This window comes from Streptomyces sp. TRM68416, assembly GCF_014596915.1.
Lineage (GTDB): Bacteria > Actinomycetota > Actinomycetes > Streptomycetales > Streptomycetaceae > Streptomyces.
Genome location: NZ_JACVWU010000008.1, coordinates 144,445 through 166,332, shown reverse-complemented (window position 1 = coordinate 166,332; position 21,888 = coordinate 144,445). Strand labels below are relative to the sequence as shown.

Here is a 21,888-nt window from a genome sequence, read left to right as displayed (position 1 = left end):
TCGAAGATCTCCTGTCGTAGCGACTACGAACGACTATGACGGCTGGAACGAAACCATGAACGACTGTGAACGACTACGGGCCGAGGAAGGCCCAGTGGCCCTCCCCGGCCCGAGCCGGTGTTGCATTTGGCGTCAGCGAACCTGGTCGACGTCGACGAGGTCGACGCGGACACCGCGGCCGCCGATGGCGCCCACGACGGTACGCAGGGCGCGTGCGGTGCGGCCGTTGCGGCCGATCACCTTGCCGAGGTCGTCGGGGTGGACCCGGACCTCCAGCACACGCCCGCGGCGCAGGTTGCGCGAGGCGACCTGCACATCGTCGGGATTGTCGACGATGCCCTTCACGAGGTGCTCAAGCGCCTCTTCGAGCATGCTGCTCAGGCCTCGGTCGACGCGGACTCGGCAGCCGCCTCGTCCTTCTTCTCAGCCTTCTTCTTCTGGGTGATGGCCTCACCCTTGCCCTCGTCGTCGCCACCCAGGGCCTCGAACGAGGGACGCGCGGCCTTGGCGGCCGGCTGCAGCAGCGGAGCCGGGGCGGGCTCGCCCTTGAACTTCTGCCAGTCGCCGGTCTTCTTGAGGATGGCGAGCACGGGCTCGGTCGGCTGGGCGCCGACGGAGAGCCAGTACGCCACACGCTCGGCGTTGACCTCGATGCGCGAGGGGTTCTGCACCGGGTGGTACAGACCGATCTCCTCGATCGCACGGCCGTCACGACGGGTGCGGGAGTCGGCGACGACGATGCGGTAGTGAGGCGAACGGATCTTGCCCAGACGCTTCAGCTTGATCTTGACTGCCACGGGAGTGGGTTCTCCTGGATTTGACGTGGTTGGGCACGGCGAGACTGCCGCGTGGGGTTGCGGTACCCGAGTGCCCGATGGACGCGTCAGCCGGAGGAGAGAGGGGTCCTGTGCGGCTGTCGAGTACAGCTAGCCATTGTGCCACACCCTGCGGGCCCCGTCGGACCGAGGGCATGCGGACGGGCAGGGCTGGGGCGCACCCGGCGTGGAGGTGACCGTACGACGGGTGCGGCCCGGCGCTGCGGCTGCCACGAGCAGCCGCAGCCTCAGCTCGCCGCCGCGCCCACCACCTCGGGGATCCGGAACGGCTTTCCGCACCCCCCGCAGACGATGGGCGCCTGCGCCAGGACGGACGGGACGACGCGCACATTGCGGCCGCAGTCGCACACGGCCTTGACCCTGACGCCGCCGCCGGAGGAGCCGTGGCGGGCGGCCGGGCCGCGGAAGGTGCGGCTGGTGTCCGCGGACGTGGCCGCGGTGTGGGCCTTCAGGGCGCGCTGGAGGCGTTCGATGGTCGGACGGTAGCGGCGCTTGGCCTCGGGGTTGAGCGTGACCAGGGAGAAACCGCTGCTCGGGTGCGGCTCCTCGGAATGGTCCAGACCCAGCTCCTCGGCGATGGCCAGGAATCTGCGGTTGTGGTAGCGGCCGGCACGGGAGGTGTCGCGTACTCCACGGGCGGCGGCGATGCCGTGCACCGCCTCGTGGAGCAGGCGCTCGAAGGAGAGTTCGTGCCCGCACGCGGACGACGACTCCCCGATCAGGGACTCAGGCGCGGCGAGATCCGGCAGCTCGGGGTGGTGCCGCTGAATGTCGGCCCACGCCTGCGCCAGCTCTGCGGCGAGAACAGGTGGTGTCTGTGTCGTGCTCACGTAATGACAACGAGCCGGAGTGCCCCTGTGTTCCGATTCCGGGCCATCCCAAATAATTTGCACGTACCCGTCAGTTGCCGCTGATGCGTCCCGACGAGGGCGGGTGCGCCGATCTGCGGAGAAGCCTCGCGTCTCGTACCAAGCCGGTGCGTAGCCTGACGTACGCACCGGCGCGTACGCCGTCTCCGCGCGCCGGGGTGCCGGTGACCGGCAGGGGCGCAAGAGGCCTTTCGGTCGCTCTCGCGCCTCCCCCTTCGTACTCAGTAAGCGCGTGCGACGATCGCGACGTTACCGGGCGCGTCCTCGTCCTGCGGCACCGACCCGTCCTCGGCGACCAGACACCGTACGGTCACCGCCTGCTCGGCCAGCCTGGCCTCGCCCTCCGCGCCGAGGTCCGCCCACGGGATGCGCGCCCAGCCGGTGGCGGCCGCTTCGACCGCCTCCTCGATCGTCGACACGTCGGTCGTGCGGGACTCGCGCCGCGCTCGGGACTGCTCCAGCAGCAGCGCCTGGTCCTCCTCCAGGACCTTGGGGAGCAGTTCCACGAGGGCGTCGACGGCCACCGGCTCCTTGCCGCCCGGGATGCGCCGGGCCAGCATCGCGGTGCCGTTCTCCAGGTCGCGGGGCCCGATCTCGATCCGTACCGGCACGCCCTTGAGCTCCCAGTCGACGGCACGACGCCCGAAGGGGGTGTCCGTGCGGTCGTCGACCTGGACGCGGACGCCCGCCGCCGCCAGCCGGTCGCCGATCTCGCGGACCTTGGCCAGAACCGCCTCGTCGCCCTTGATCGCGAGCACGACGGCCTGGATCTGCGCCAGCCGCGGCGGGACACGCAGGCCGTTGTCATCCCCGTGAGTCATCACCAGGGCGCCGATCATGCGGGTGGTCGAACCCCAGGAGGTCTGCCAGACGAGCTCCTGCTTGCCCTCCTTCGACAGGTACGAGGTGTTGAACGCCTTGGCGAAGTTCTGGCCCAGCTCATGGCTGGTGGCCATCTGCAGGGCCTTGCCGTCGCCCATCATGCCTTCGAGCGTGAGGGTGTTGAGGGCGCCCGCGAACCGCTCCTTGACGGTCTTGCGGCCGGGAACGACGTCCATGGCGAGGACGTTGACCATGAAGTCCTCGTACACCCGGCGGTGGATGTGCGCGGCGAAGTCCCGGGCGTCCTCGAACGTGGCGTGCGCGGTGTGGCCCTCCTGCCAGAGGAACTCCGTGGTGCGCAGGAACAGCCTGGGCCGCAGCTCCCAACGGACCACGTTCGCCCACTGGTTGATCAGCAGGGGCAGGTCGCGGTAGCTCTGCACCCACTTCGAGAAGTAGTCGTTGATGATCATCTCGGAGGTGGGCCGTACGACCGCCGGCTCCTCCAGCTCCTTGCCGCCGCCGTGCGTGACGACCGCCAGCTCGGGCGCGAACCCCTCGACGTGGTCCGCCTCCTTGGCGAAGTAGGACTGCGGGATCAACAGCGGGAAGTACGCGTTCTGCGTACCCGTCTCCTTGATGCGGGCGTCCATCTCCGCCTGCATCCGCTCCCACAGCCCGTAGCCGTACGGTCGGATCACCATGGTGCCGCGCACCGGGCCGTTGTCGGCCAGCTCGGCCTTGTTGATCAGATCCTGGTACCAGCGCGGGAAGTCTTCGGCCCGCGGCGTGAGAACGGGTGCTTTCGCCATGGCGCGATGGTACGGGCCGACGTTGCCGGAATGTGAATTTTTGCCACAGGCACGGTCCGCCCACAAGCCGCGCCCGACAACCCCTGGACGCCGGGTCGAGCGCGGAGTTTCCTGGCATACGGGGGAAGAACGAGCGCACGTCACGGGGGCTACGGAATCGGGTTACAGCGGCAACTCTCGGCTGATTGGGGCGCTTTCGATGACACCTACGCTCGTGCGGCAACACCTGTCTCACGCGGGACCGAAACCCCGTGTGGACCTGTGTGCACGCGCGCGTGACTGGTCCGAGATCCAGGAGCGGATGCTGGTTCCGCTCTACGAAGCCGTCTACGAGCGGCTGGAAGTGGGCCCCGGCACGCGCCTGCTGGGCCTCGGCTGCGGATCGGGGCTCGCCCTGCTGATGGCGGCGTCGCGCGGAGCCGCCGTCACCGGCGTCGAGCCCTCCTCCCCTGAACGGCTGGACCTCGCCCGGCAGCGGTTGATACCCGAGGCGTGGGGCACGCGCGCGCGTGCCGACACCCGACTCATCGACGGCTCACCACAGGACGCGGCCGACGCGGAGACGCCCGCGTACACCCTGGTGACCGCCTTCGAGCCCATCGGGTGCCTCGCGGGCGACTCGGAGGGACTCGGCGAGCTGCTCGAAGGGGCGAAGCCGCTCGCCGAGCGCGGGGCGCCCGTGGTGCTGGCCGGCTGGGGTCCGCCGGAACGCTGCACCACGTCGTCCGTGCTGCGCGTGGCCACGAAACTGGCCGACCCACTGCGCAGCACGGGCAGTTGGCGCCCCGCCCTCCGCGACGACCTGGAGGAGGTCGCCCAGCGGGCGGGGCTGAGGCCCGACGGCTCCGGACGGGTGACCTGCCCCTTCGGCTACGCCGACATCGACAACGCCGTACGCGGACTGCTGTCGACCGGACTCTTCGACGCGGCCGTCGCCGCCACGGACCGGGCGCAGGTGGACAAGGAGCTGACGGAGGCACTGCACCCGTACCAGCGGCGGGACGGGACGGTGTGGATGCCGAACGTCTTCCGGTACCTGGTGGCCCGAGTCCCCTGAGCGGGAAACACCCTGTGGATGCACGTGTGAATGGTGTGAAGGAAGCCGCGCGGAAAGCCTCTCGCCGCGCCCGCCCGCACACCGTCCCCCTAGCCTGACGCTTTGCTCGGGGGACCTACACATCTGCATACAGGAGTTGTTGTGCTGCACCGCAAGACCGCGCTGCGTCTCGCCGCGCCCGTCGCCGTCCTCGCCCTGGCGCTCACCGCCTGCGGGGGCGGGGACGACAAGGCCGACGCGAAGAGCCCGGCCACCTCCGGGGCGAAGGAGGCGTCGGAACCCTCGCCGTCCGAGCCCGCCTCCGGGGGCGCGCTGGCGACCGGCGAGAGCGCCACGGGGACCTACGAGGAGGACCCGGGGAAGGTCACGTACGAGATCCTCGCGGAGAAGGTCGACGTCAGCACCGAGGCCGAGGCGCAGAAGCAGGTGGCCGACCCGGCGAAGGCCAAGGGCCTCGTCCTGGTCACCGCCCATGTGAAGTTCACCCACAAGGGCGGCCCCGCGCTCACCGACTCGCCCCAGGTCGGCGACGAGACCACGGTGTGGGCCGACGGGCGGCGCGGCTCGATCCTCATCGGCGCCGCCGAGGACGCGGCGGGCTGCGAGGACCCGTACGACGTGGAGAGCTGGAAGCAGGGCGAGAGCCACACCTTCTGCGAGACCTACCTGGTACCCGCCGACGCCAAGAACGTCGAGGTGCACTGGACGGAGACCGACGGCGAGCCGTACATCTGGACGTTCCCGAACGGCTAGAACCGGCACCGGGGGCGCCCCTTGTGACAAGGGGTGCCCCCGGCACCGTAGGACCGCCCTCGGTCAGCCCATGAACTTCTTGAACTCGTCCGGCAGTTCGAAGTCCTGCGGAGCCTGCTGGCCGGGCACGCCGAAGGCGCCGCCCTGGGCCGCGGCCGCGCGCCGGGCGGCCTCCTCCTGCTCCTGCTGCTTGCGCTTCATCGGGTTGCCCGAGCGCTGCTTGCCCTTGGCCTTCTTCGGCTGCTTCTTGGTACGGCCGGGACCACCGCCCATGCCCGGCATCCCCGGCATCCCGGGCATGCCGCCGCCCTGGGCCATGCGGGACATCATCTTGCGGGCCTCGAAGAACCGCTCGACGAGGTTCTTCACCGCACTGACCTCGACACCGGAACCCTTGGCGATACGGGCGCGGCGCGAGCCGTTGATGATCGTCGGGTCCTGGCGCTCGCCCGGGGTCATCGACTTGATGATCGCGGCCGTGCGGTCGACGTCACGCTCGTCGAGGTTGTTGATCTGGTCCTTGATCTGGCCCATGCCGGGCAGCATGCCGAGCAGCTTGGAGATGCTGCCCATCTTCCTGACCTGCTCCATCTGGGCCAGGAAGTCGTCCAGGGTGAAGTCCTGGCCCTTCTTGGACGCCAGCTTGGAGGCCATCTTCTCGGCCTCTTCCTGGCTGAACGTCTTCTCCGCCTGCTCGATCAGGGTGAGCAGGTCACCCATGTCGAGGATGCGGGAGGCCATCCGGTCCGGGTGGAACGCGTCGAAGTCGTCGAGCTTCTCGCCGTTCGACGCGAACATGATCGGCTTGCCGGTGATCTGGCGGATCGACAGCGCCGCACCACCGCGGGCGTCGCCGTCCAGCTTGGAGAGCACCACGCCGTCGAAGCCGACGCCGTCCCGGAAGGCCTCGGCGGTGTTGACCGCGTCCTGACCGATCATCGCGTCGACGACGAAAAGGATCTCGTCGGGGCTGACGGCATCGCGGATGTCCGCGGCCTGCTGCATCATCTCCTGGTCGATGCCCAGGCGGCCCGCGGTGTCGACGATGACGATGTCGTGGACCCGGGCCTTCGCGTGCTCGATGGAGTCCTTGGCGACCTTGACCGGGTCGCCGACGCCGTTGCCCGGCTCCGGCGCGTAGACGGCCACACCGGCGCGCTCGGCGACGACGCTGAGCTGGTTCACGGCGTTCGGGCGCTGGAGGTCACAGGCGACCAGCAGCGGCGAGTGGCCCTGCCCCTTCAGCCAGTGGCCGAGCTTGCCCGCGAGGGTCGTCTTACCGGCACCCTGCAGACCGGCCAGCATGATGACGGTGGGCGGCTGCTTGGCGAAGCGGAGGCGACGGGTCTCGCCGCCGAGCACCTGGACAAGTTCGTCGTTGACGATCTTGAGCACCTGCTGGGCAGGGTTCAGGGCCTTGGAGACCTCAGCGCCGAGTGCACGCTCCTTGACGTTCTTGATGAACGTGCGTACGACGGGCAGGGCGACGTCCGCTTCGAGGAGAGCGATGCGGATTTCGCGCGCGGTGGCGTCGATGTCCGCCTCACTCAGACGCCCCTTGCCGCGCAGATTCTTGAAGGTCGCTGAGAGGCGATCGGAGAGAGTATCGAACACGGCGGCGTCGGTCCTCGGGAGTCGGGGGCAGTATGAGCGTCTTCCAGGGTATCCGGCCGCGCAAGACAATCGTCCCCGCCTGCCGTGATCGGCTGGCGGGGACGGAACCCCCGCGGCGGCGGGGAGCAACCAAGGATCGTGACCAGCTCGTCGTTCACGATCGGACCACCCCCGCGGCGGCGGGGAACACAACCGGTGAACGCATGACGTGACCGGAGGGTTACGCCCGCAGGGTCTCCTCAAGCTTCCGCGCCACGGATGCCGCTTCCTCCGCCGGGAGCGGAGCCCCGTTGTCGCCGTTGACGTAAAACGCGTCCACCGCGTTCGCACCCAGCGTCGACACATGCGCGCTGCGCACCCGCACCCCCGCGTCCTCCAGCGCCCGCCCGATCCGGAACAGCAGCCCCGGGGCGTCCTGGGCGCGGACCTCGATGACCGTGGCCAGGCGGGAGGCGGTCGGGTGGACGCTCACGCGCGCGGGAGGCGCGACAACGCCCCGGCGGCGCGGATAGGCCGCGTCGCGCTCCGCCAGCCGTCCCGCGATGTCCAGGGAGCCGTCCAGCGCGCGGACGAGGTCCGCGCGCAGCCGGGCGGCCTGCGGCAGGGAGCCGTACTCGGCGGCGACCCGCCAGTTCAGCAGGAGGACCGCGCCGTCGACGCCGTCGGGGAGGTCCAGGGCACGCAGTTCGGCGGTGCGGACGGTCAGCCGGTGCATGGCGAGGACACCGGACACGGCGGGCAGCACGCCCGGCTGGTCGGGTACGGCGATCAGCAGCTCCACGCCGAGCGGTTCGGGGTCACCGGAGGGCTGGTCCTCCGCGAGAGCCGGCGGCTCGGTCTGCGCGCGCAGCGACAGCACCGGGCTTCCGGTCGCCACCGCCTCGATGGCGAGCCGTTCCTGTTCGGCGGTGGGCGCTGCGGCCTCCGGCTCCTCCGGGGCGTCCCCGGCGAGCACGGCCGAGACGCGTTTGACCAGGTCGGCGACGAGGGATCCGCGCCAGGACGACCAGGCGGCGGGCCCGGTGGCCAGCGCGTCCGCCTCGGTCAGCGCGTGCAGGAGTTCCAGGGTGCCCTGCGAGCCGACGGCCTCGGCGACCGCGCGCACGGTGGCCGGGTCCTCCAGGTCGCGCCGGGTGGCGGTGTCGACGAGCAGCAGGTGATGCCGTACGAGGGTGGAGAGCACGGCCACGTCCTCGCGGTCGAAGCCGATGCGGGCGGCGACGTCCTTGGCGATGATCTCGCCGGCCACCGAGTGGTCGCCGGGCCAGCCCTTGCCGATGTCGTGCAGGAGGGCGGCGACCAGGAGCAGGTCGGGGCGGTGGACGCGGCGGGTGAACTCGGAGGCGCGGACGGCCGTCTCGATGAGGTGCCGGTCGACGGTCCAGATGTGGACGGCGTTGCGCTGCGGCCGGCAGCGCACGCGCTCCCAGTCGGGGAGCAGCCGGGTGATGAGGCCTTCGGCCTCCAGGGCCTCCCAGACCTCGATCGTGGGACGGCCGGAGCCGAGCAGGGTGACCAGCTGCTCGCGGGCCTCGGCGGGCCAGGGCGTGGGCAGGGGGCGCGTGGTGGCCGCCAGGCGCCGTACGGCGTGCAGGGAGAGCGGGAGTCCGGCCTGCGCGGCGGCCGCGGCGGCGCGCAGGGGCAGTACGGGGTCGCGCTCGGGGCGTGCGGCGCGGGCGAGCACGACCTCGCCGTCCTGCTCCACGACGCCTTCGGCCAGGGGGGAGCGCTCGGCGGGCGGCTTCGCGCCGCCCAGCATGGCGCGCAGCCGGGGCCGCACGGCGCGCGACCGCAGCACGCGCCCCACTTCACGCCAGGTGACATCGCTGGCGTACGAGATGACCCGCGCCGCCTCGTACACCTGCCGCAGCAGGGTGTCGGCGTCGAGCAGGCCGAGCTCGGCGGCGACCTGGTCCTGCTCCTGGAGCGCGAGCCGGTCGGTCGCGCGCCCGGTCGCCAGGTGCAGGGCGTCTCGTACGTCGAGCAGTCGGCGCCGGGCGTCGTCGAGGCCCTCGCGCGGGGCGTCGGCCAGCCAGGAGGCGGCGACGGCGCGCAGGATGGTGGCGTCGCGGAGGCCGCCGCGGGCCTCCTTGAGGTCGGGTTCCAGGAGGTACTGCAGTTCGCCCTGGCGTTCGGCGCGCTCGGCGGTCAGCTCCTGGAGCTCGGGCAGGCGCTTGGGTGCCTGGTTGCGCCAGTCGGCGAGGACGGCCGTGCGCAGTCCGGCGGTCAGTCCGAGGTCGCCCGCGATGTGGCGGGCGTCGAGGAGGCCGAGTTGGACTTTCAAATCCTCTGCGGCGGTCTTGCGGGCCTCGGCGGGGGTGCGCACGGAGTGGTCGAGGGCGAGGCCGAGGTCCCAGACGGGGTACCAGATGCGGTCGGCGAGCGCGGCGACCGCGCCCGTGTCGCTGCCGTCGTGCAGGAGCAGCAGGTCGAGGTCGCTGCGTGGGGAGAGTTCACCGCGGCCGTAGCCGCCGACGGCGATGAGGGAGACGCCGCGCACCGCCTCGGCTCCGGCGGCGAACAGACCGGTGAGCCAGTCGTCGGTCAGTTCCGCGAGGGCCGCACGGCGCGGCGGCCCGGACCGCGCCCCCTCGGTGAGGAGGCGCAGCCGGGCCGCCGCGTAGCCGCTGGGTCCCGAGTCATCTGCTTCTGTCCGCACGTCCGTACTCGTCACCCAGCGACTCCTGTTCCAGTCTTCTTCTGTTAGAGCGCGTCCGGGCCGCGCTCGCCGGTGCGGACCCGTACGGCCGTCTCCACCGGGAGGGACCAGACCTTGCCGTCACCGATCTTGCCGGTGCGGGCGGCCTTGACGATGACGTCGATCAGTTGCTCGGCGTCGTCGTCCTCGGCCAGCACCTCGATGCGGATCTTCGGGACCAGGTCGACGGTGTACTCGGCACCGCGGTAGACCTCGGTGTGGCCCCGCTGACGACCGTAGCCGCTGGCCTCGGTGACCGTCAGACCGTGCACTCCGAAGGCCTGGAGGGCTTCCTTGATCTCGTCGAGCCGGTGGGGCTTGACGACTGCGGTGATGAGCTTCATGCCTCAACCTTCTTGCTTTCCGCAGCGGGGCTGCTCTGGGCGGGCGGGACGGCGGCGGCGATGTGCGAACCGGCCGCGGAGCTGAAGTCGTATGCAGTCTCCGCGTGCTGGGCCTGGTCGATGCCGCTGATCTCGTCGTCCTCGGTGGCGCGGAAGCCGATCGTCTTCTGGATGAGGAAGGCGATGATCCAGGTGACCACGAAGGTGTAACCCATCACCGAGAAGGCACCGGTGGCCTGCTTGCCGAACTGGCTCCAGCCCCCGTCCTCGGTGGCCAGGAAGCCGACCATCAGGGTACCGATGACGCCACCCACCAGGTGGACGCCGACGACGTCGAGGGAGTCGTCGTAGCCGAGCTTGTACTTGAGGCTGACAGCCCAGGAGCAGACCGCACCGGCGACGACACCGATCAGCATGGCGCCGAAGGCGTTGACGTGGCCACCGGACGGGGTGATCGCGACGAGACCCGCGACGGCACCGGAGCAGGCACCGAGGGTGGTGAAGGCGCCGTGGCGGATGCGCTCGTAGATCAGCCAGCCGAGCACGGCGGCACCGGTCGCGATCTGGGTGTTGATGGCCATCTGGGCCGTGGTGCCGTCGACGCCGAGCTCGGAGCCGGCGTTGAAGCCGAACCAACCGAACCACAGCAGAGCGGTGCCGAGCAGGACCAGCGGCATGTTGTGCGGCCGCATCGGGTCCTTCTTGAAGCCGACGCGCTTGCCGACGACCAGAACCGCGGCGAGGGCACCGATACCGGCGTTGATGTGGACGGCGGTACCACCGGCGAAGTCGATGACACCCAGCTCCAGGAGCCAGCCACCGGTACCCCAGACCCAGTGGGCCACCGGGAAGTAGACGATGGTGACCCAAACGCCGATGAAGATCATCCAGGAGCTGAACTTGACGCGGTCGGCGAGCGCACCGCTCATGAGGGCGGCGGTGATGACCGCGAACAGCATCTGGAAGAGGGCGAACGCGAAGACGGAGATGTCGTTGCCGGTGAAGCTCTCCATCACCGTGTCGGCGTTGATGCCCTTCAGCCCGATGGCGTCCAGGTTGCCGATGAGACCTCCGGCGTCACCGCTGAAGGCCAGGGAGTACCCGTAGAGCACCCACAGAACGCTGACGATGCCGAGGGAGATGAAGGACATCATCAGCATGTTCAGCACGCTCTTTGCGCGGACCATGCCACCGTAGAAGAGCGCCAGCCCGGGCGTCATCAGCATGACGAGCGCTGCACTGATCAATACGAATCCGGTATCTGTGCCGTTCAATGCCGGTATCTCCTCGTCTTGGGAACGGCCCGTGCGGGCGAAGCCTGAGCGGATTGAGGGGTGGGCCGGTTATGCGCCATGAGATTGGCGCAGCGCCGTTTCGTTGGACGCCCCTCGTTGTTTCGCCGCCGTGACGAAGGCACCGTGGGTGTTACACGTCGATGAACTGCCTGATGTTCGGCAGTTGGATCGTTATCGTGGCGCAACCTTCTGTGTGAAGGAACAGAACCGGCCGCGGGCGGCCTTCCGATGACCTGGCATGGGGGAGCCGAGTCGGGCAGTTCGGGAGGGCCGGCCGCGGCCGGGGTTCAAGGGCGGGAGCGGGTGTTCAGACCGCCTCGGCGGTCTCGGGCAGCTCCACGGCAAGCCGGTCGGTGAGGTCCACGACCTCGTGCAGATCGCCGAAATCGCGTACGGCCGTGTCGACCGTCTTTCGGATACGAGTGTTGACGCGCTCGGAGCGCACCTTCTTGGCGATCGTCATGGCCTCCGTGACATAGCCGGCGCCGCGCTCGGGCTCGCGCCGGAGCAGGTGCACGGTGGCCATGCCGACGAGGTTCAGCGCGTACGACCGCTGGTGCTCGGCGTCCTTGGCGAAGAGGTCCACGGCCCGCTCCATCAGGGGCTCGGCCAGGGAGGCGTACGTGGGGCTGCGGCCGGCCACGTAGGCGAGGTCGCGGAAGGAGTGGGAGTTCTCGCCGTACAGCTCGGCCTCGGAGAAGAAGCGGATCCAGTCGGGGTCCGGCTCGTCCCACTCGTCGGCCTCGGCGAAGGTGTCCTCGGCCATCCGCACGGCCCGCTTGCACTTGCCGGGCTGGCCCATGTTGGCGTACGCGCGGGCCTCCATCGCATACAGCATCGACTGGGTGCGCGGGCTCGCGCAGTCGCGGCTGCCGTACTGGGCGAGGTGGACCAGTTCCAGGGCGTCCTCGGGCCGGCCCAGGTGGATCATCTGGCGGCTCATGCTGGACAGGACGTAGCTGCCGAGCGGCCGGTCGCCGGCCTCCTTGGCGGCGTGCAGGGCGAGGACGAAGTACTTCTGCGCGGTGGGCTGGAGACCGACGTCGTAGGACATCCAGCCGGCCAGTTCGGCGAGTTCGGCGGCGACCTTGAACAGTTTCCTGGTGGTGGCCTCGGGCTGGGGTTCCTGGAGGAGGTCCGTCACCTCGTGCAGCTGGCCGACCACCGCCTTGCGGCGCAGGCCGCCGCCGCACTGGGCGTCCCACTGCCGGAACATCACGGTGGTGGACTCGAGGAGTTCCAGCTCGGGCCTGGACAGCCGGCCGCCGCGGCGGCCGACGGGCTCGGGCTCCGCGCGCGGGGCCGACGGGGCGGGGACCAGCCAGCGCTGCATCGGCTCGATGAGGGACGGGCCCGCGGACAGGCCCAGCGAGGTCCCGAGGAAGCCGCGCCGCGCCAGCATCAGGTCGCTGCGCGAGAACTCGCTGAGCAGTGCGACGGTCTGCGGGCCGGTCCAGGGCAGGTCGACGCCGGACACCGACGGTGACTGGCGCGCGGCGCGCAGGCCGAGGTCCTCGACGGAGACGACACAGCCGAACCGCTCGGAGAACAGCTCCGACAGGATCCGCGGAATCGGCTCGCGCGGGTTCTCACCGTCCAGCCAACGCCGTACGCGCGAGGTGTCGGTGGAGATGTGATTGGCGCCCAACTGGCGGGCCCGGCGGTTGACTTGGCGGGCGAGTTCACCCTTGGACCAGCCGCTGCGCACGAACCAGGAGGTGAGCAGCTCGTTCGGGCGCTTGTCAGCGTTCGTCGCGTTCGTACCGCTTCCGCCGTTGCCGCTCACTGGAACGCCCCCATCCCTTGGACCACTTGTCACCGAGTGCGCCAACCCCTATCAGAATGCCGGTAAATACCGCCGCCCGTCCGGTACTTCTCACCCTTCGAACGGAGAGCCGAGTTGCCTCCGGCATACCCACGAGTGCATGTGCCCCCGGGACTCGTGCACTCAAAGTAATCCTACGATCACCCCTCCAGCCATGGCGATCCCGGAAACGCCACCATTCGCCACCCCTTCGAATGAACTCACGGTCGCCTCCGCACGATTCACTTGACAGAGGACGACCGGAAGTGGGCGGAGCGGTGCACTTCGGGGCGCACGCCGCCGAGTGCACTACCCCGAGCGCTTCCGAGCGCCACCCTGACCGTGTGGAGCCAGGGCCGGGAACGCACAGGGTGAACACACAGGGTCACGATCCGCATCCGCGTCGTAACCACCGGCGCGCCGGACCCGTTGGAGGGGGCATGGGCTTCACGATCGCCGGCATCCGCGAGATCCGTTCCGGCACGCGCCGACGCGGCCGCTCGTCGGAGTGCACCGCCGTAGCCGAGTTCACCGGCCTGTGGGGCTGGGATGTGGTGCCGGGCGCCCGGGCGACGGCCGGCGCCTGCTCCTGCGGCCGCCCGGAGTGCCCGGCGCCGGGCGCCCACCCCCTGGACTTCGCGCCCCGCCTCCCGGCCGGGGCCACCCTCGACGAGGTGACCAAGGCCTGGGCGGAGTTCCCCGGCGCCGCGGTGATGCTGCCGGTCGGTCGGGCGTTCGACGTGATCGAGGTGGCGGAGCCGGCCGGGCGCCGCGCGCTGGCCCGGCTGGAGCGGATGGGCCTCCCCCTCGGACCGGTGACCGCCACCCCCGACGGCCGCGCCCACTTCCTCGTCGCCCCCGGCGCCGCCGCCGAACTGCCCGAGCTGCTCTACCGCATGGGCTGGGACGACCCGACCTCCCTGGACCTGCGCGGCCTCGGCTCCGGTACGTACATCACTGCCCCGCCCTCCGACCGCGGCGGCCTGGGCCCGGTGCGCTGGCTGCGCTCCCCCGCCCTGGACTCGTCGGCGAAGCCGCCGGCGGCCCGACTGCTCCTGGGGACGCTGGCGTACGTCGCCCACAGGTCGCGCGCCTAGCGAAGCGCCCGCCTCCCGACCGACCACCGCTGCCACGCACAGCGAAGCGCCCGCCTCCCGGAGAGGGGCGGGCGCTTCTCGCGATCGGCGCGGGAGTCACTCTCCGATGAGCGCGTCCACGAAGGCTTCCGGCTCGAACGGCGCCAGGTCGTCCGCGCCCTCGCCCAGGCCGACCAGCTTGACCGGCACGCCCAGCTCGCGCTGCACGGCGACCACGATGCCGCCCTTGGCCGTGCCGTCCAGCTTGGTGAGCACGATGCCGGTGATGTCGACGACCTCGGCGAAGACCCGGGCCTGCACGAGCCCGTTCTGCCCGGTGGTCGCGTCCAGCACGAGCAGCACCTCGTCCAGCGGCGCGTGCTTCTCCACGACGCGCTTGACCTTGCCGAGCTCGTCCATCAGGCCGGTCTTGGTGTGCAGTCGGCCGGCGGTGTCGATGAGGACGACGTCGGAGCCCAGCTCCTTGCCCTCCTTCACCGCGTCGAAGGCGACGGAGGCGGGGTCGCCGCCCTCCGGTCCGCGCACGGTGTGGGCGCCGACGCGCTCGCCCCAGGTCTGGAGCTGGTCGGCGGCGGCGGCGCGGAAGGTGTCGGCGGCGCCGAGCACGACGGTGTTGCCGTCGGCGACGAGGACGCGGGCCAGCTTGCCGGTGGTGGTGGTCTTGCCGGTGCCGTTGACGCCGACGACCATCACGATGCCGGGCTTGCGGCCCTCCGGCTCGGTGCGGACCGTGCGGTCCATGTCGGTGCCGATGAGCTTCAGCAGCTCCTCGCGCAGCAGGCCGCGCAGCTCGGCGGGGGTCCGGGTGCCCAGCACCTTCACCCGCTCGCGCAGGCCGTCGACCAGCTCCTGGGTGGGCTGCACACCGACGTCGGCGGTGAGCAGGATGTCCTCGATCTCCTCCCAGGTGTCGTCGTCGAGGTGCTCGCGCGACAGCAGCGTGAGCAGTCCCTTGCCCAGGGCGTTCTGGGAGCGGGAGAGCCGGGCGCGCAGCCGGACCAGGCGGCCGGCGGTGGGCTCCGGGACCTCGATCTCGACCGGCGGGAGCTCTTCGACGACGGGCGGTTCCTCGACGGCGACCGGGGCCGAGCCGTCGGGAAGGTCCACCTCCTCTATCGTCCGGCGCGGTTCGTCGCGCGGGGTCTCGGCCTCGTCGCCGACGTGCGGCTCGGCCGGAGGGGCGGTGATGTCGGGCGTGGCGGGGGGCAGCGGGGGCAGCTGCTTCTTGCGCCGGCTGCCGACGACGAGCCCGCCGAGCGCGCCGAGCACGACCACGGCGATGACTACAGCAAGGATGACGATTTCCATAACGCGTCCAGTATCAGTCATGGGCGTCCGGCGGGCCCGTCCTGTGTTCCCGTCCCGACCCGGGTCGCCGCCGCCATGGCGATCTGACGTACCGTCAGCTACCGTCCTCCCCCTCCACACGTGTGAAGGGGAATCCGCCATGCCCGCCATACCCGTCACGGTCGTACGGTTCAACCTGGTCGAGCCCGGCGCCACCGCCGCCTCGCTCGGCGCCCGCTACCGCACCGCCCTGGAGATGGCCGCGTACGCCGACGAGCACGGGGTCACCACCGTGCAGACGGAGGAGCACCACGGCGTGGCCAACAACTGGCTGCCGTCGCCGTTCGCCTTCGCGGGCGCGGTGTTCGGCGCGACCGGCCGCCTGGCCGTGACGGTCTCGGCGGTCATCGGCCCGCTGCACGACCCGCTGCGGCTCGCCGAGGACATCGCCGTACTGGACCTGCTCAGCGGCGGCCGGCTGGTGACGGTCGCGGGGATCGGGTACCGGCCCGAGGAGTACGCGCAGTTCGGCGTGGACTTCCACCGGCGCGGACGGCTCCAGGACGAGGTGCTGGAGACGCTGCTGAAGGCCTGGACCGGCGAGGAGTTCGAGTACCGGGGCCGTACGGTACGGGTCACCCCGCGCCCGTACACCGAGCCGCACCCCCTGCTGCTGGTCGGCGGCTCCTCGAAGGCCGCCGCCCGCCGGGCCGCCCGCCTGGGGCTGCCCTTCTTCCCCAGCGCGCATCTGCCGGAGCTGGAGGCGTACTACAAGGAACGGCTCGTCGAGTACGGCACCGAGGGCTGGACCATGATGCCGGCGGCCGAGACGCCGCTGCTGCACCTCGCCGAGGACCCGGACCGGGCGTGGGCGGAGTACGGCGGCCACTTCCTGCACGAGGCCCGCACGTACGCCTCCTGGCAGTCCGGCGACGTACGGTCGGCCGTGAGGTCGGCGGCCACGACGGTGGACGAGCTGCGCGCCGAGGGCGTGTACCGGATCCTCACGCCGGAGCAGTGCGTGGCGCAGGGGCTGGACAGCCTCGTCCTGCATCCACTGGCGGGCGGGATGCCGGTGGCGGAGGGATGGCGGAGTCTGCGGCTGTTCTGCGAAGCCGTGCTGCCCCGGCTCGGTGACCGAGCCGGGGCAGCACGTCCCTGACGGGTACGAGGAGAGGGGGCAGCGGGGACTTGGCCCCTTCTCCTCGGGTCTGTGACGGGTCGGCCCTGTGACGGGTCGGGCCTGTGACGGGTCGGCCCTGTGACGGGCTCAGCCCATCTCCTCCAGCTTCTTGCCCTTGGTCTCGGGCACGAACTTGAGGATGAAGGGGATGGAGAGGAAGGCGAACACCGCGTACATGACGTAGGTGAGCGACAGGTTCCAGTCCGCGAGGTCCGGGAAGGTGATCGTGATCGCCCAGTTGGCGATCCACTGGGCCGAGGCGGCCACACCGAGGGCGGCGGCCCGGATCTTGTTGGGGAAGACCTCGCCCAGCATGACCCAGACGACCACGCCCCAGGACATGGCGAAGAAGAGCACGAACGCGTTGGCGGCGATCAGCGCCACGGCGCCCTGGGCGGTCGGCAGCGGGTCGTTGCCGTTCTGGTAGGAGAAGGCCCAGGCGGCCAGCGCCAGCGAGATGCCCATGCCCACCGAGCCGATGAGGGCGAGCGGCTTGCGGCCGATGCGGTCGACGAAGATCATCGCGATCACGGTGCCGATGATGTTGATGATCGAGGTCTCGAACGAGTAGAAGAACGAGCTCGACGGGTCGACGCCCACCGACTGCCACAGCAGGTTCGAGTAGTAGAAGATCACGTTGATGCCGACCAGCTGCTGGAAGACCGAGAGGCCGATACCGATCCACACGATCGGCAGCAGGCCGTACTTCCCGCCCAGCAGGTCCCTGAAGGTCGACTTGTGGTCACTGCGCATGGCCTCGTCGATCTCGGCGACGCGGGCGTCCAGGTCGATGTCGCCCTCGACGTCGGCGAGCACCTTCTTGGCGTCCTCGATGCGGCCGGCGCCGATCAGGTAGCGGGGCGACTCGGGGATGGCGAAGGACATCAGGCCGTAGACGATCGCCGGGACCACCATCACGCCGAGCATCCACTGCCAGGCCTCCAGGCCCGCGACCGTGCCGCGCTCCTCGCCGTCGGCGAGGTTGAGGATGGCCCAGTTGACGAGCTGCGAGATGGCGATGCCGATGACGATGGCCGCCTGCTGGAAGGAGGCGAGCCTGCCGCGGTACGCGGGCGGGGCGACCTCGGCGATGTAGGCCGGGCCGATGACCGAGGCCATGCCGATCGCGATGCCGCCGAGCACCCGCCAGGCGGCGAGGTCCCAGGCGGCGAAGGGGAGCCCGGATCCGACGGCACTCACGGCGAACAGCACCGCCGCGATCTGCATGACGCGGATCCGGCCGATGCGGTCGGCGATGCGGCCGGCGATCGCGGCACCCACGGCGCTGCCCAGCAGGGCGCAGGCGGCGACGGTTCCGGTGGCACCGGAGCTGAGCTCGAACCGGTCCTGGATGCCGCCGTTGGCACCGTTGATGACAGAGCTGTCATAGCCGAACAGGAAGCCGCCGAGGGCGGCCGCGGCCGTGATGAAGATGACATGCCCGAGGTGTTCGGGCGGTGCCGTCCTGGCTCCTGACTGGGGTGCCTGCGAAGTGCTGGTCACGTGAAACTCCTCGGGCCACCGGCAACGCTGCCGGGTGGGGGTTGAGCCCTTCCGGTGCGGCACGGACTCCCGTCGGCCAGCATCTGAAGGTAAAAGCAACATTGCAGACCTTATGCCTTCAAGTTTCGAAGTCAATAGTTCGACTGCTGTGAGTTTTGAGGCATAGCGAGTCTGCTTGTGTTCAAGAGTTGAAGAAGTTGAGGTCGGAGCGGCCGGGCCCTACCGAAGCCGCTGGCTGATGACCTTCGACACACCGTCGCCCTGCATGGAGACGCCGTACAGCGCGTCGGCGACCTCCATGGTCCGCTTCTGGTGCGTGATCACGATGAGCTGCGAGGCCTCCTGCAGCTCCTGCATGATGCGGATCAGCCTCTGGAGGTTGGTGTCGTCGAGGGCCGCCTCGACCTCGTCCATGACATAGAACGGGCTGGGCCGGGCCTTGAAGATTGACACCAGCAGGGCGACGGCGGTCAGTGACCGCTCGCCGCCCGAGAGCAGGCTGAGCCGCTTGACCTTCTTGCCGGGCGGACGCGCCTCGACGTCGACACCCGTGGTGAGCATGTTGTCGGGATCGGTGAGGATCAGCCGCCCCTCGCCCCCCGGGAACAGCCTGCTGAAGACGCCCTCGAACTCCCGGGCCGTGTCCCGGTACGCCTCGGTGAAGACCTGCTCGACGCGCTCGTCGACCTCCTTGACCACCTGGAGCAGGTCGGCGCGGGTCTTCTTCAGGTCCTCCAGCTGCTCGCTGAGGAACTTGTGGCGTTCCTCCAGCGCGGCGAACTCCTCCAGGGCCAGCGGATTCACCTTGCCGAGCTGCTGGTAGGCCCGCTCGGCCGCCTTGAGCCGCTTCTCCTGCTCGGCCCGCACGAAGGGCTTGGGCCGGTTGCGGGGGTGCTCGGGATCCTCCGGCAGCTCCTCGCCCTCGGCGGGCGGCGAGGGCGGTACGGGCTGCTGCGGGCCGTACTCGGAGACCAGGCCCTCCGGTTCGACGCCGAGTTCCTCCAGCGCCTTCGTCTCCAGCTGCTCGATCCGCAGCCGCTTCTCGGCGCCGAGGACCTCACCGCGGTGGACGGAGTCCGTCAGCTTGTCGAGCTCGGCCTTGAGGTCACGGCCGCGGCCCCGGGCGGCGGTCAGTTCCTGTTCGCGCCGCGCCTTGGCGGCCTCGGCGGCGGTGCGCTCCTCCTCGGCCCGCCCGAGCGACACCTCCACGTGCGCGAGCAGTTGCCGGGCCCCGGAGGCGACGGCCTCGGCCACGGCGGCCTCGTGCCGCATCCGGGCCCGCCGCTGCTCGGCACGCGCGCGTGCGTCGCGCTCCGCGCGGGCGGCCCGGTCGAGGGAGTCGGCCCGCCCGGCGAGCCCCTTGACCCGCTCCTCGTGCGTACGGACCTGGAGGCGGGCCTCCATCTCGGTCTGCCGGGCGTTGGCCCCGTCGGCGGCGAGCCGGTCCCGTACGGCCGTGTCGGGCTCCTCCTCCACGGGCATCTCCTCGGCGACGGCGAGCCGCTCGGCGAGTTCCTCGACCTCCTGAAGGGCCTTGTCCAGGGCCTCCTGCGCGCGTGCCGCGGCGGCGACGGAACGCTCCGCCTCGCCCGCCGCGCCCCGTGCCTGGCCCGCGAGCCGCCCGAGCTGCTGGGCTACGGCGGACTTCTCCCGGTCGGCGGCCCTGCGCCGCTCCCCCAGTTCCTCGACGAGCGCGGCGGATGCCTTGCGGCGCTCGACCGCCGCGTGCTGGGCCTCGGCGAGTTCCTCGCACCGCGCGGCCAGCTCTTCGAGTTCGGCGGCGGCCTCGTCCACGGAGGCCTGCACTTCGAGGAGGCTGGGCGCCCCGGCGGAACCGCCGTGCGCGAAGTGCGCGCCAAGGAGATCGCCTTCGGCGGTCACGGCGGTGAGGTGGGGGTTGGTGTATACGAGGTCCTCGGCGTCATCGAGGGTGCCTACGACGACGATGTGGCGGAGAAGTCGGTGGACTGCGGGCATGAGATCGGAGGGGCCGCGGACCAGGTCGGCGGCGGGCCGCCCACTGGGGGATGCCACGTCATGCGAGCCGGCGTCCGCGGGTTCGTCCTGGCTGGTCGCGCCCCGCGGCGGAGCCGCATATTGACACAGCCCCGCGCCCCTTCGGGGCGTTGCAGCGCCGTCCGACGGCGGCTCCCCCGGCACTCCCGCCAGCAGGAGTGCGGCTCGGCCGGCGTCCTGCTTGCGCAGCAGGCGGATCGCGTCGGCTGCGGCCGACGGTGACGTCACCGCGATGGCGTCCGCCGCCGCGCCGAAGGCGGCCGCCAGCGGGACCTCGTAGCCCGGCGTCACGGTCAGCAGTTCCGCCGCTGGGCCCAACAAGCCGGTGAGGCGGTCCTTCGCGCCGAGCAGTATCCCGGTGCCGTCCTTGCGTCGCAGGCCCAGCGCCAGCGTCTCGTGGCGGGCCTGGGTCGCGGCGCGCCTGCGCTCGACTGCCGTAGCCGCTTCCCGGGCCGCCGTGAGGGCCGCCTCCGCCTCGGCGAGCTGCTGCTTCGCCGCCTCGTGCCGCTCGCCCAGTTCCGCGTCGCCCGCGTCCAGCCCGTCGACCTCGGCCTTGAGCGCCTCGTACTCCTCCTGTGCGGCGACGGCCCGCTCCTGGGCCTCGTCGCGGGCCGTGGCCAGCCGGTCGATCTCGGACTGGGCAGCCGCGGCCCGCGAACGGGCCGCGTTCACCTGGCCGCTGAGCCGGGCCAGGCCCTCACGGCGGTCGGCGATGGCACGGGCCACGTCCTTCAGCCGCCGTTCCTCCTGGGCCAGCTCGCGTTCCAGTTCGGCGCGGTGGGCGACGGTGTCCTCCAGGGCGCGCTCGGCCGCCTCCAGCGCCGCTTCGAGCTCGGCCTCCTGCTCACGGATCCGGGCGGCCTCGCGCTCCATGTCCTCGGGGTCGCGCCCGCGCCGCTCCTCCGGCGGCGCCGACGTGGCGCTCTTCACGCGCGCGTCGGCGAGCGAGACCGTGCCGCGCACCCGCTCGGCCAGCTGCGACAGCTCGTACCAGGTCTGCTGGGCGCGCTGGAGGCGGGGCGTGAGCTGCCGTACCTCGTCCTCCAGGAGTGCCTCGCGCTGGAGCGCCTTCTTCAGCTCCTGCTCGGCGGCGTCCTTGCGCTCCTTCAGGGCGGCCTCGTCGGCGATCTCCGCCCGCAACGCCTCGCGCAGTCGTACGAGGTCGTCGGCGAGGAGTCGCAGGCGTGCGTCGCGCAGGTCGGCCTGGATCACGGCGGCCCGGCGGGCGACCGCGGCCTGCCGGCCGAGGGGCTTGAGCTGCCGGCGGAGCTCGTCGGTCAGGTCCTGCACGCGCGCGAGGTTGGCCTGCATCGCGTCCAGCTTCCGCAGCGCCTTCTCCTTGCGCTTGCGGTGCTTGAGGACGCCGGCGGCCTCCTCGATGAAGGCGCGGCGGCCCATGGGGTCGGCGTGCAGGACGGAGTCGAGCTGGCCCTGGCCGACGATGACGTGCATCTCGCGGCCGATGCCGGAGTCGGAGAGGAGTTCCTGGATGTCCAGCAGGCGGCAGGTGTCGCCGTTGATCTGGTACTCGCTGCCGCCGTTGCGGAACATGATCCGCGTGATGGTGACCTCGGCGTACTCGATGGGCAGGGCCCCGTCCGAGTTGTCGATGGTCAGGGACACCTCGGCGCGGCCCAGGGGCGGGCGGCCGGTGGTGCCGGCGAAGATGACGTCCTCCATCTTGCCGCCGCGCAGCGACTTGGCGCCCTGTTCGCCCATGACCCAGCTGAGCGCGTCCACGACATTGGACTTGCCCGAGCCGTTCGGTCCGACGACGCACGTGATCCCGGGCTCGAACCGGAGTGTGGTCGCCGATGCGAACGACTTGAACCCACGGAGGGTCAGGGCCTTGAGGTGCACGCCGCTGGACTCTACCTCCCGGGGGTGTCTCACTCCAT

Annotated in this window: 16 protein-coding genes; 4 read left to right on the top strand and 12 right to left on the bottom strand. The window is 70.9% G+C overall.

Going from position 1 to position 21,888, the window contains the following annotated elements:
- Window positions 1-132: 132 nt before the first annotated feature.
- From ICC28_RS15430 to proS, 4 genes are all read right to left on the bottom strand, one after another.
- Window positions 133-372, bottom strand: a complete 240-nt coding sequence (locus ICC28_RS15430; protein ID WP_014176063.1) for an RNA-binding protein — start codon at window positions 370-372, stop codon at window positions 133-135.
- A 5-nt stretch (window positions 373-377) separates the two neighbouring features.
- Entirely contained in the window at window positions 378-797 is a 420-nt protein-coding gene (gene rpsP / locus ICC28_RS15425; RefSeq protein ID WP_188289125.1) for a 30S ribosomal protein S16, read from the bottom strand.
- A gap of 266 nt (window positions 798-1,063) precedes the next feature.
- Window positions 1,064-1,666: a hypothetical protein gene (locus ICC28_RS15420; RefSeq protein WP_188289124.1), complete on the bottom strand. Its 603-nt coding sequence runs from the start codon at window positions 1,664-1,666 to the stop codon at window positions 1,064-1,066.
- Window positions 1,667-1,926: 260 nt separating this feature from the next.
- Window positions 1,927-3,339 (bottom strand): proline--tRNA ligase, encoded by a 1,413-nt coding sequence (proS, locus tag ICC28_RS15415; protein ID WP_188289123.1) that lies wholly within the window; start codon window positions 3,337-3,339, stop codon window positions 1,927-1,929.
- Window positions 3,340-3,538: 199 nt separating this feature from the next.
- On the opposite strand from proS, the gene ICC28_RS15410 reads away from it, so the two are divergent.
- Both ICC28_RS15410 and ICC28_RS15405 read left to right on the top strand, forming a co-directional pair.
- Complete coding sequence (locus ICC28_RS15410; protein ID WP_188289122.1) at window positions 3,539-4,396, top strand: class I SAM-dependent methyltransferase; 858 nt, start codon at window positions 3,539-3,541, stop codon at window positions 4,394-4,396.
- Between the two features lie 141 nt (window positions 4,397-4,537).
- Window positions 4,538-5,149 carry a hypothetical protein gene (locus ICC28_RS15405; protein ID WP_188289121.1) on the top strand — a complete coding sequence of 204 codons (612 nt, stop codon included), beginning with the start codon at window positions 4,538-4,540 and terminating at the stop codon, window positions 5,147-5,149.
- Between the two features lie 63 nt (window positions 5,150-5,212).
- On the opposite strand, the gene ffh is transcribed toward ICC28_RS15405, so the two are convergent.
- The 5 genes from ffh to ICC28_RS15380 form a co-directional block, all read right to left on the bottom strand.
- On the bottom strand, window positions 5,213-6,763 hold the full coding sequence (ffh, locus tag ICC28_RS15400) for a signal recognition particle protein (protein ID WP_188289120.1): 1,551 nt from the start codon (window positions 6,761-6,763) through the stop codon (window positions 5,213-5,215).
- Between the two features lie 220 nt (window positions 6,764-6,983).
- A complete protein-coding gene (locus ICC28_RS15395; RefSeq protein ID WP_188289119.1) occupies window positions 6,984-9,437 on the bottom strand; it encodes a [protein-PII] uridylyltransferase in 2,454 nt (817 codons plus the stop codon).
- A 29-nt stretch (window positions 9,438-9,466) separates the two neighbouring features.
- Window positions 9,467-9,805: a P-II family nitrogen regulator gene (locus ICC28_RS15390; RefSeq protein WP_003997576.1), complete on the bottom strand. Its 339-nt coding sequence runs from the start codon at window positions 9,803-9,805 to the stop codon at window positions 9,467-9,469.
- Window positions 9,802-11,079 carry an ammonium transporter gene (locus ICC28_RS15385; protein ID WP_188289118.1) on the bottom strand — a complete coding sequence of 426 codons (1,278 nt, stop codon included), beginning with the start codon at window positions 11,077-11,079 and terminating at the stop codon, window positions 9,802-9,804. The genes ICC28_RS15390 and ICC28_RS15385 overlap by 4 nt, the downstream gene beginning before the upstream one ends.
- A gap of 328 nt (window positions 11,080-11,407) precedes the next feature.
- On the bottom strand, window positions 11,408-12,886 hold the full coding sequence (locus ICC28_RS15380; protein ID WP_188289117.1) for a hypothetical protein: 1,479 nt from the start codon (window positions 12,884-12,886) through the stop codon (window positions 11,408-11,410).
- 458 nt (window positions 12,887-13,344) lie between these two features.
- Here ICC28_RS15380 and ICC28_RS15375 point away from each other — a divergent pair, with 458 nt between their 5' ends.
- Entirely contained in the window at window positions 13,345-14,001 is a 657-nt protein-coding gene (locus ICC28_RS15375; protein WP_188289116.1) for a bifunctional DNA primase/polymerase, read from the top strand.
- 96 nt (window positions 14,002-14,097) lie between these two features.
- Here the strand turns inward: ICC28_RS15375 and ftsY are convergent, their stop codons facing one another.
- Window positions 14,098-15,309: a signal recognition particle-docking protein FtsY gene (gene ftsY / locus ICC28_RS15370; protein WP_188289115.1), complete on the bottom strand. Its 1,212-nt coding sequence runs from the start codon at window positions 15,307-15,309 to the stop codon at window positions 14,098-14,100.
- Between the two features lie 148 nt (window positions 15,310-15,457).
- Here ftsY and ICC28_RS15365 point away from each other — a divergent pair, with 148 nt between their 5' ends.
- Window positions 15,458-16,450, top strand: a complete 993-nt coding sequence (locus ICC28_RS15365) for an LLM class flavin-dependent oxidoreductase (protein ID WP_188289226.1) — start codon at window positions 15,458-15,460, stop codon at window positions 16,448-16,450.
- 108 nt (window positions 16,451-16,558) lie between these two features.
- Here ICC28_RS15365 and ICC28_RS15360 read toward each other — a convergent pair whose 3' ends face one another.
- Window positions 16,559-17,974, bottom strand: coding sequence for a sugar porter family MFS transporter (locus ICC28_RS15360; protein WP_188289114.1), 1,416 nt, complete (start codon window positions 17,972-17,974; stop codon window positions 16,559-16,561).
- A gap of 219 nt (window positions 17,975-18,193) precedes the next feature.
- A complete protein-coding gene (locus ICC28_RS15355) occupies window positions 18,194-21,850 on the bottom strand; it encodes an AAA family ATPase (protein WP_188289113.1) in 3,657 nt (1,218 codons plus the stop codon).
- Between the last annotated feature and the right edge of the window lie 38 nt (window positions 21,851-21,888).